This window comes from Halobacteriovoraceae bacterium, from assembly GCA_020635115.1.
In the GTDB taxonomy this organism is placed as follows: Bacteria; Bdellovibrionota; Bacteriovoracia; order Bacteriovoracales; family Bacteriovoracaceae; genus JACKAK01.
Genome location: JACKAK010000001.1, coordinates 206,395 through 218,109 on the forward strand (window position 1 = coordinate 206,395; position 11,715 = coordinate 218,109).

Annotated in this window: 6 protein-coding genes; 1 reads left to right on the forward strand and 5 read right to left on the reverse strand. The window is 30.4% G+C overall.

Translation table 11 applies throughout. The features are described from left to right. Positions 1–90 precede the first annotated feature (90 nt). The 4 genes from H6622_01080 to H6622_01095 all read right to left on the reverse strand — a co-directional run bounded on the left by H6622_01080 (position 91) and on the right by H6622_01095 (position 8,536). Entirely contained in the window at positions 91–2,679 is a 2,589-nt protein-coding gene (locus tag H6622_01080; GenBank protein ID MCB9060098.1) for a hypothetical protein, read from the reverse strand. Between the two features lie 111 nt (positions 2,680–2,790). Further along, entirely contained in the window at positions 2,791–5,355 is a 2,565-nt protein-coding gene (locus H6622_01085; protein MCB9060099.1) for a hypothetical protein, read from the reverse strand. Between the two features lie 98 nt (positions 5,356–5,453). Next, a complete protein-coding gene (locus H6622_01090) occupies positions 5,454–7,940 on the reverse strand; it encodes a hypothetical protein (protein MCB9060100.1) in 2,487 nt (828 codons plus the stop codon). Between the two features lie 215 nt (positions 7,941–8,155). After that, positions 8,156–8,536, reverse strand: a complete 381-nt coding sequence (locus H6622_01095; protein ID MCB9060101.1) for a hypothetical protein — start codon at positions 8,534–8,536, stop codon at positions 8,156–8,158. A 354-nt stretch (positions 8,537–8,890) separates the two neighbouring features. On the opposite strand from H6622_01095, the gene H6622_01100 reads away from it, so the two are divergent. Further along, entirely contained in the window at positions 8,891–10,579 is a 1,689-nt protein-coding gene (locus tag H6622_01100; GenBank protein ID MCB9060102.1) for a hypothetical protein, read from the forward strand. Between the two features lie 7 nt (positions 10,580–10,586). On the opposite strand, the gene H6622_01105 is transcribed toward H6622_01100, so the two are convergent. Then, entirely contained in the window at positions 10,587–11,714 is a 1,128-nt protein-coding gene (locus H6622_01105) for a hypothetical protein (GenBank protein ID MCB9060103.1), read from the reverse strand. Position 11,715 lies beyond the last annotated feature (1 nt).

An 11,715-nucleotide genomic window follows, 5' to 3' on the forward strand; every position in this document is an offset into this window, starting at 1 on the left:
ATGTATCCCAAAAGAAGTAAACAAATATATAATACAAACCAATTTACAATAAATAGATGTATCCTATTTTTTTATTCAACTATTGTTCGCTCAATCATCTAAGTCTCTATTTGGATACCACTGATAAGGACTGTGAATTTCTTCAGTTAAACCGTCAAGCTCATCATCTATTTCATCTTGGAGACTCTTTATGTTTTGTGCTGAATGGGCCTCTTTAACTTTTAAGAAAGGAATACCTAATTCTTTAAAGATAATTTCATCTAAATCCATATAGCTTTTATTCTCACTTTGCATTCTAGCAATAACTTTGTTTCTAATATCTTCAACATAAGATGTTTCAAGAAATGGATTTTTAGCATTATTATAACCAGTAAAATCTTTTTCTACTTTTTCATAGAGTTTATTTGTTTCCCTAGTGTTATTTAAAAGCTGAAAAGATTTTCCAATTTTCTTTTCATTAAGTTTCTTGGCCAAATGTTTTTCAAAGAATTTGTTTCCAGATTCATTTAATAATTCGCGATAACCCTGTTTTAAGGAACAGTTCAGTTGTCTTTTTGCCGTAAATCTCTGGATATAATCCATTGTTTTGAATAAAGTATACCCGCTAGTAATTGCAACCAAACTATTTAAATATGGTGCCAACTTTTGAATTTCTTGAGAGATTTTTTCAGATCTATCGATTTTCTCATCAGTATCAAAAAGTCCGTCCCAATCTATTTTGATATCATCATCTAGGAAAACAATTATTGTTCCTAACAAACCACCAATTGTTGCAAAAAAGGCACCTCCTCTGCATATTTTAGCTGGTTCAGATAAAATGTACTTTTGAATTACAGAATCCTGTAGCGATTTTGAAGTCATTTCTTTTATCATATTATTTTTCTGATACTGAGATGAAAAAATTCCTTTGTAATCTTCTTTATAAAATTCGATTAAATCATCTCTAAATTGTTGAGTCTCTACCTCCATGCCAGAAGTCAATTGGACAGATAAAGATCTGGCCATATTCATATACCAATTACTTTGGAATTCACTAATCGCATTCTTTATTTTTGATTTAATTTTTTTGTCTTCTAAATTGATATTATACTCAGAAAGTTCAATCTGTATTTTTTCAATAATTTCTTGCAGTTCAGTTTCGATTTCAACTTTAGTTACATATCTTATATTTTCCCAAAACGTATAAAAAACTTTTGGATGTGAAGAGATCTTTTTTTGCAGAATTTTTAGAATTTCATCATCCCTTTTCTTATTTTTACCTAAATTACTCAAAGCACTCTTCATTCTTTCAGAAATAATTTCGTGTAATTTTAGAAGTGCTTTTGCAGCGACATTAACTCCAGAGACGTCCGCATCTTTAATTTTTTGGATCATCTCTTTTACAGTATTTGAATAAAATTCCTCTCCAATTTCTTTAACAATAACCTTATTGAGCTCTTTAATTACAGTATCATCAAACAATAATTCACTCGCCACATCAGATTCATTCTTTATTATTTTTAAAATTATTGTCTTCATGAGATCTATACTATGATTCAAAACAACTGTATTTATTGTCTCATCTATTATTTTTGCTTTAAAAAATTTTGTGAAATTTATTAAATTTTTTCTTTCAATATCCTTACCTAAATTATTTAGATCTCTAAATACTATACCTAATTCTTCTGAGCTTTGACCTAAAACCGATAGTGGAGTCGATAAATCTGTACTATTACTACCAAGTTCCCATGCACCAATAATACGATTTCTTTTTCTTGTTTCAGAAATATCTGTGAACAATTCACTTACAACATCGTCAACATACTGTTGAGAAGTAAAAGTCTTATTTGCTAATGCATTTGGTTCGATAATAACTAAAACCTTTTTAGGGTGACTTTTTTTAAGTAATGCATTTAAGAGTTTCATTTCAGACATTGTTCTCGCATAATCACTTGTTAAAAATGCGACAACGACATTGCTCAGATCTACAATATTTTTTAGTTCGGTCTCACTTATATTAGAGTCCTTCAATGAAGGCGTATTGATAAAATGTAAATTTTTAAAACTAGATGCATAGCTAGATCGATAAAGTTTATAATGAGGAAAAATTCCTCCATTCTTATTCTTATCAAAGAATGACATAAATTCCTTATCTCCACGAAAGGTTGTTGAAATGTCAGACTCTGGAATTGAAAATACGGAACCAAATTCACTTTCTGACATAGGAATGTTTTTTGCACTTAAATTTTCAAAAAATGTAAACGCATATGAGGTAAGAACATTTGCATTGGATGGAGTTTTAAAAAGAACTCGTCCGTAAGAGGTGTCTCTGGTATAAACTGATAAATTTTGTATAAATCTTTTCTGGGAAATTTTTCCTTCACCAAACACAAGAATTTTTGCTCCCTTTAATTTTAGAGCATTTAATCGCTTTTCAACTTCCGCAAGGTTTTGACGAGGCAATAGTTTAGATGTATTTTGATTATTTTGCGCATTTACAAGTATTTTTTTAAAATCATTCAAATCAATTCTTGAATCATCTTCGCTTTTTTTTAGTTCAATTATATCTAGAATCCTAAGGAATATATCCTGCTCAAACTGTTTTGCCAGAGTCATTTTGGATTCACATACCTTAAGATCATTATCTATTGCTAGGGCCGAAAATGTTAGAAATACAATTAGATAACTAATAAATTTCATGAAAGCTCACCTTTTAAAATTTAACTTTCAGAACATAGCACATTGCAACATTTACATCAATCATTTGCGTAAATTCTATAAATGCACATATTTTTTATTTACAACCTAAAACTATTTTTTTGTTTCCCAAGTGAAAGACCTATCATATTGCTCTTCAATAAGCTCTCCTTCTGATACTTCAATGAATTCACTTCTTTCTTGAGCTTCATTATTTATATTTTCAAGTGCTTGTGGATCTTCGTGCATAAATCTAATTAATTTAATAATTTCGAAATCTAGGTCAGACTGAGTAATTAGACCCTTTTTATTTTCAATAAATTCATGAATTTTTTGCTCTATTCCAGTGATATATCTATCGCTAAGTAGCTCAAATTTTTGAATACTGTAATCTTTTGCAAACTTCCTAGTTCGCAAACTCAATTGACTTGAATCTTCAACGAGTTTTGAAAACAACGGGGTATTTTCAATTTTTTTATCACTAATTTTTGAGGTCAATTGATTCTCAAAAAAACCCTTTCCAGAGTTAAAAACTAGATCTCTATAACCTTGCTTTAAATTGCAACTTACTTGTTTATTCATTGAAGCATTCTGGATAAATTTTATTGTTTCAAATAGAGCATATCCTCCAGCAACGGCGATCATCCCTTTCTGATAGGGTTCTAATTCACTCATTTTTTGTGTAGCACTCTCTTCACCCTCATGATGAGATAATCCGGACACGTCGAGATTATGATCATCTTCAAGAATCACAGCGATAGTCCCAATCAGACCTGCAATACTGGCCAGGTATAAACCATCTCGGCAAACTCTTGGCACTACTGGGAAACTTAATTTTCCGATTTTTGAATTCGTTACTTGCTTAAATATTTTCTTATGGAGTCGGTTTTCATTCTCAGGGTATTGCGTGAATATACCTTTAAAACCTTGTTCAAAAAGACTAATTAAATCAACTCTAAACTTCTGAGTGTCTTCAGTGAGTGAGCGAGAAAACTTATTCGATAAACCTCGCACCATTTTGCCATACCAAGTATCCTGAAATTCTCTAATCGCTCCCTTTACCTTTGCTTCGACTTTAGAATCTTCCAAATTTACGTTTATTCGAGATAAATCAATTTGTATCAGCTTAACAACTTCTTTGAGTTCTTCATTCATTTCTTCTTTACTAATATACTTAACTCTGTTCCAAAATGATTTAAAGAGATACTTTTGAGATGCATCAATTTCTTTTAAATATTCGGCAATTTCTAAAGAAAACTCTTCATCATTTTTGAAGCGTGCAATACTTTTTGTGATTATATTTTGTACTTCTAAAAGTACTTTTGCACTCACATTTATTCCTGTGACTTCGGCACCTCTAATTTTTTGGGATACTTCATTTAGTTTCTTTAAATGAACATTTTGTTCAAATTCATTTCTTAGAATTTTTTTCATTCCCTTCAAAACTTTATCATTAAACAATATCTCTTCTAAATTTTTGGATTCATTGTATAGAATTTTTAAAATAATCGTTCTAAGAAAATTGATACTATGGTTATAAACTATTTCATTAATTGCACCCTCTCTAACTTTGTCCCGAAAGAAGTGAGAAAAATCAACAATTCTGCGCTTATCAAATTCACTTGTTGATTTATTCAGATCATTGAATACTTTTCTCAATTCAGGTGTTTGAAAATCATCAATTTTTAACGGAACAGCTCGAGGCGTTGTATTTGAAAAGTTATCCAATTTCCATGCCCCTAGGATTTCATTTTTACGTTTATCGTAAGGAAACAGTTCTCTAATCACATTCTGTACATACTCTTGAGGTGATAATTGAACTTTTTCAAAATAATTATGACCTAAAACGATCAATACTTTTTTGTTTGGATATTTTTTTAAATATCTACCTAACCTCTTCATCTCATCAATTGTACTTTGATAATCTTCTGATAAAAAAGCAATAACGATATTACTACCTGCAACGATATTTCGAATCTTTTCATTTTTTAATTCAAAGTCTTCTAAAGAAGGTAAATTAATAAAGTGAAGGTTCTCATAAGCAGAAGAAAATGTTGTATGAAAAAGCTTGTGAGAAATAGATTTTAAGAGAAGATTCTTTAAATCTGAAAACTTTGCGTTTTTGTCACCAGTATTTTTCAAAAAATGAATATCATTTTTAGGAATTGAAAAAATATTACTAAGACCTTCTGCCGTTGCTTTCGTTTCGTTTGGGCCCTTCGCATTCTCAAAATAAGTAAAGGCCTCAGCAATTAAATCATGTTGATGTTCGGGAAGATCTGAGGCAGGTTGAATAAATTTACTATCATTCGTGTAGTGACCTAAATTATAAAGAAATCTTTGCTGTGATTTTTTTCCATCTCCAAAAATAAGAATTCTTGCACCCTTCATATTTAAAGCAGAAAATCTCTCTTCAATTTCAACTAGATTTTTGGTTGGCAATATAGGTGATTCCGACTGCAATTTTTTTAACTTCAAAAACAGTCTTCTAAAATTATTTATATCAACCTTTTCCAAATTATCCACAAGGGGAGTATCAAGATAATCGACAATTTTAAAATATAAATCTAAATCTGAAATGCTACTTGATGAGAATTTGGACTGACAATTTCCAATCTCTTTATCTGAAGAAAAAACAGAGAAAGAAAAGACAAAGAGAGCTACTAAACAAATCTTCATATATATAACCTTTATTGCGAATTAGCTCTGAATTATTGCGACGAATAAATAATGTCAACATTTCTTTAATAAAGTGAGATAAATAAAATAATATATATTTATTCTTGATCTAGTTTTTCTAAAATTTGATTCAATTCAGATAGAATTTTATCTTTTTCCTTACCCACTAAAGGACCTTTTTCATTGATCAACTCATCAATGAAAACATTTGAATCTGAGACTTCTTCAATTTCTTTCTTATTTTTTTTGAAAAATCTTTTTTTCGGCGCACTTTCTTTTAACTCTTCGGCCGCTTGAACTTGCTTTTGTTGTTTGGTCCTTCTAAGTTTAAAGAATTTCCTTTTTGATTTGCCTTCCTCTTGCTTTACTTGATTTTGCTTATTTTTCTTTTCCCATATATAAGCTTCACTGATTTTACCAACCGAAATATCTGTAAGCAGAGGATTTTTTCGCGGATTAAAACTTACATTTTGTTGAACTTTAGCTTCTATTTTTTTTGCTTCCTCAAATACACTCACATATTCATGAATATTTCTTACTTCCAAATTTTGTAAATTCATCAGCATTTCTTTATATACATTCATTCCTTTTTTAGAATACGACTCTGCATAACTCTTTTCGAAGTCACATTGTCCTTTTTTCTTTGAACTAAAGTCATTCAAAACATTAAATATAGTGTAGAAACCATAGATTCCTGTAACAGTCGCAAAACCGTTTATAAAAGGTTCATATTTCTCATAGGGAGTTAAGTCTTTTTTTAAATTTCTTTTTTCATTCGATTTATTCTCTACATCAACTAACATCAAGACAGTACCCAAAAAGGCCCCTGTACTGGCCAAGACAAATGAATCACGACAGGTCCTCTTTACTTTAGGAGACTGGACTATTTTTCCAATAAAAGTATCTACAAAATAATCCTTTAGACGATTTTCAACTAAAATATCATCTGATCTTTTTCCCACAAAAAAATAAATGAAGTTTCTTTCTACAAATTCCTTAAAATCATCAATTACTTCACTGCCATTATAACCTGTAGTCGTTTGAATAATATTTCGATACCAATCTTCTTGCATTTTTCTTAGTTCTTCTATGACGTGCTTACGTACTTCAAATTTAGTTTGATTTATTCCATACTGAGTAAGTTGATGAAGTATTGAATTTAATGTCTCATTTAAAGCAATATCTATGTCAATTTCATTAATAAACTCAAATAATATATTTCCTGATACATAATCTCCACTTTGAGCATTTGACCTTAAATCTTGGATCATTGCCTTTACTGATAATCCTTTTTTATTAGACTTTGCATACTCTTTCAAATTTGCTTTCATGACGTCTAATATTTTGTCATCCAATTTTATTGAAGATGAATTCTGTGAGTTTTTTTCAATTATTTTTGTAAAGAGAGATACCAGAAAATCAATAGTCTGATTATGTATGACTTGATCAAAAATATCCTTACTAATTTGAGACATAAATGATTTAGAAAACTCCTCTAGTTTTTTTACATTTTGAGCGTTGGCCATCCTTTCAAGTTGTTTAAAATTCTCTCCCAATTCATTTGAAGATAGTCCTTCAATTGGCGAAGATTTTTTTCTACCCAAAATATCATATTCAAGTTTCCATGCCCCAAGGAACATTCCCTTCAACTGACTATTTAAAAAATCTGGATAGATATTATTTAAAATGATTCTAGCATACTCTTCTGAACTGATTTCTACGCCTTCTCCAATGATTTTTGAAATATTATGATCTAAGATAATCATTATTTTTTTTGAGTTATTTTCATTAACTATAGTGCTTAAATACTTAATTGACTCAATTGTTTGTTCATAGTTTTTTGTTGCATAAATTAAGATAACATCACTTGATTCTATTATTTTCTTAAACTCTGTATCTCTATGTCTGAAATAAGCTGACGAGGGAGAGTTTATAAAATGTACATTTTCAAATCCAGCTGAAAAGGATGATTGATAGAGTTCTTTGGGATATGACTCAGTAGATAAACTTAAAATTTCATCTTTAGATCTAAATCCATCTTTTTTTGAGCTTCTTTCAAAAATAGATTCTTTTTCAACTGGATAATTTGATTTTAAAACATTAGGACTAACTCCAGGTCTTTGATTTGCTAAAATGTTTTCATAAAAAGTAAATGAATAGGGAATAAACTTATCACTAGGAATATCAACTTCAGGGGCCTTAAACTTTTCGTCCCTAGTATATTTTCCAAGATCATGTATGAACTTTTGTTGAGAAATTTGTCCTTCACCAAATACAAGAATTTTTTGTCCTTTGAGATCAAGTTTGTCTAGCAATCTTCCAAACTCTTTAAATCTACCTTTTTGTAGAATATTTGAGCTTTCTCGAATTTTTGCTATTTTTAACAGTAGTTTTTGAAAATCATCTAATTCAACTTGTCCATTTAATGTGTAATCTGAACGATGGAGTACATCCAACGTTTTTAAATAAATTTCAGTTTTATATTTTTTTTGTGAGGATAAAGTTACTTCGCACCCTTCAATCGCAATAGGATTTGCAAGAATGACATCTGATATAAATATCAAAAAAAGGAATAAAGATCTCATTTGGAATTTCCTCATCAAAAATTTAAGCTTTACTTATCATGACATTACGCATTATTCAAGCCAGATAGGTCTACATTGATAATTTTACGTAATTTCAGATAGTTTTCCTCTATATAAACTACATTAATAAATTCATATAGTTTCTAAAGCAAAAAACGATGAATTTTCAATTTTGAATTTAACGATGATGGATCAGTTAATTTTTAATATACTTTTTACCAATTACAGGCAGTTGCTAGCTTCTTTTTCCATTCCATTGCATCCGTTTCTGAATCACAAAATGGTTCTCCAAGAATTGAACAAATACCACCGGCCATTGTCTTTATGCTTGAGCAAAACGGAGCATTCACGGCCTCACACAAAGCTTCTCCACTATTTCTATAAGATTCACAAAAACTCTTACCATTTGCTGCACAAACTCCTTGCTCCATCGTCTTCATACTACTGCAAAACCTTCCTTCATACTTTTTACATAGTTCCTCTGCGGAATATGTTCCCAAAAAACTATCATGTAGTATTTTGCAAAGCTTTGCTGAAGGAGCTGAACCTCCATATGAAATATTTGAAATTAGTAATAAAAAGAATATTTTTTTCATCATTTACTTCGTTTAATAATTTAGCAGAATCTATCACTCGTTAACGGATTGTATTCTTTTAAGAAACTAATAGCGCATAATTTTTTGACAATTGTCAGCTCTAGGCAAACCTTTTGTTCGTTTCTTAGGTAATAAATGAGCTTTATAACTAAAAAAATCACTTTTAACGTCCCATTTTGTTATATTACGCCTTAACTTATTGAAAATAAATAAACGGTATATTTCTTGCAGATAAATGGGTTTCAAACTATTAATTTATCGGACAGTAAAATTGTCTCATTTAAAAATAGGATTATGATGAAAGAGCATAAGGTGATATTTTTCTTTTTATTTTTCTGCTTTCCGACTTTAATAATGTCCATAGAAGACGATTCAGATTTTGTTGAATTAAAAGTTATTAACAACTCAACTGAAAACATCCAAGTTATTGAATTATATAATGAAATTCAAAAAGCAGCTGTTGAAAATACTGAGTTTATGGATTATTTGAGAACATCTCCAGATAAACCAAAATTTCAGTATATTGCTAAACATCTAATAAAAAGAGAGGAATTGACTAGAAGGATTGAAAAGCTGCTTTTAAATTTAGATCACACTTCCCTATCATTATTTGAATCAAAATTTGGACTTCCCCCACAAGAAATGATTAATGAATTTTTTCTTCAAACTCTTGGCCAGTTTAAGGATTCTTTTGATTTATTATTTGAAAATATAAATGAAGATTTTATACACATAAAAAGCAAGAAATACTTAAATGTTGCTCCATTAAAAGTCGTGCAGTTTGCTGACAATATCAACCATACATTGACCATTTACTTCAAAATGATGCTCTCGACTACTGGAAGTTTATACAAACATAAAAAGGTAGCTCTACTTATGGACTCTGGTATTTATAGTGAACTTTCAAACATCTCACAAAAATTTAAAATCATAGAAAAATCTAATCTCGTCATTCAGACTTTGAAATATATCTATTCATCTGGACAACAAGACAATAGATTTACAGAGTACTATAGAAATGGAAATATTGCCAAATTGATTGAATTAGCGGTGTTAAAAAATAAGGAACAACCCGATGTCTATATTCTTCAGGGTGTAGAAAACTTAATTACTGTTTTTGAAGAATATTTTCCTACTGAAACCGAGCAATATAGCAGACATGTCGAATCTATAAAAAGAAAATCTTCCATGAAAGCGGTGAGTGAATCAAGTGAAGTTCCAAATTATGAGTCGCGCACAAAAAAGATCGAAAAGCTTCAACAGTTTAAAGAAAACATGAGTTCTATCAGAGACAACGCTATAAAGATACTTCAGGAAAAAAGATCTCAGCAAAATAAAATGAATCATTCAAAGACATCAAGTTTTTCAGGAAGTCGAGTAAACAGATTTGAAGAAATGAAAAGTGACAATGAATTGCGAAGAAGAAGATGGATTGAAATCCAATTAAAACTAGACCAACTTTCTGAGAGAAAAGGAATTAAATTTAAATTGCAACCATTTTTCAATACTGATCCTGAACTGGTTGAAAAGTATATTCAAAATATAGAAGAGATGGGCAAGTCTACACTAAAAGAAATTAAAGAGGTTCATTTTAAGAAAAAGAGTTCTGAAATCATTGAAAGTCTCAGTGGTACGAAGGTGGTGATTGATATAACTAAAGGTGCCCCGGTCGTTGATCTAAGTGATTTTTTTGCAAGGGTTAAAAGCACAGAAGAAAAAAATCTTTTGAAAGCTAAATCACTTTCAAAAAGTCTGGGAATTGAAATTAAGATAGCAGATGAAGAATTAAACCAAGAACTTGTCTCAAAAATTCTTAGACGTTTAGACAGTATCACTCCTGATTCAGTTCCAGCAAATTTAAAAGGAATTCAAATTTCAAAAGGTGAGACGACAACGTACAGGGAATTTCCGGAAGTTTTTAATGTTTATGCAGGTATAGATAGCACTGCAAACAGTGAAATTCCTAGTTTTGGATTTAGATTTAAAAAGTATCAAGAAAAAAGTGAAACTTGTAAAAATGGTGCGGAAAAATTACTGGATTAGGCATAATTTATATCTGGAGTTTAATAAATTTGCCTGGTTCTTCTATGCATATTTGCACGTCAATATAGAGTCCATTATCGTATTTTGACTTTTTATTATTGATTTCAGTATTTACAATAAAGCTCTGGTTATCAATTAACCCTGGGTAGAGGATTTTAAAATCTACTAATTCTTGCAAGAACTCTGAAAAATCTTCTTCTAATAATCGTAAGCTCTCAGTATCTTGATGCTCTAGAACATAAGGCTCGGCTATTTTTACTAATGATTCCCGAATTGCCTTTAGCGTTCTTCTTGAAGATAAAGTTTCATCATCTGAAGACAAAGTGTAGTTTCCCCAAAGTATAAAATCCCCGGAAGAATTCTTTTTAATAACATTAACCCTATTTTCATTTAAAAAGCGAACGTCTTCAATGCTTAATACTTTTGAAGGGTAAACGTCTTGTGGTAGGGGTTGGTTTGCAATCGGTCCCAAAATAGAATTACGAAGATCACTTATTTGAAAGATTGCTAGAAAAAGTACCGATGGTGCGACAGGTCCATCTTCAAGGGTAATCCAAGGATAAAATAATGCACTATCTGATCCATTTAATTTTTCAGAAAATGTTTTTAATTCCTGCGTTCCTATATGAATTGGTGCATCTAATAACGCGATCATCATCGGAAGACTTAACACGAGATCATTAACTTTTTGATAAAACTTTATCAAATTATCTTTTTCTAAAAGGACTGATGCTTGAGGAAAAGCTAAGAGGTCTCCAAGAGATTCATAACTTCTCAGAAGATATATTCCTGACCTGTCAACATATGAACGATCATGTCCAAGTACTTCACTTAAATAGAGATCTCCACAATTTTTGTCTCCATTTTCGATTTTTATAAATTTTAGGATAAGTCTTCTACCACCCAAACGAAAAAAAGCGTCAATAAATTCATGGCACAATCTGTCTATGAAGGTCTTTTTATCTTTTACAATGCTCCAAAGTTGTTTGTAGGAGGAGATTTCAACAGGTTTTTCAGGAGCTTCAAATGTTGTCACAAGTACCATCACAGGGCTTCCCGTGACCCCTCTTTGTAACCCTGTTGGTGTATAATGTTGTATTTCATCGAAAGATGATTTACTCGTTTTTCTTAGCATT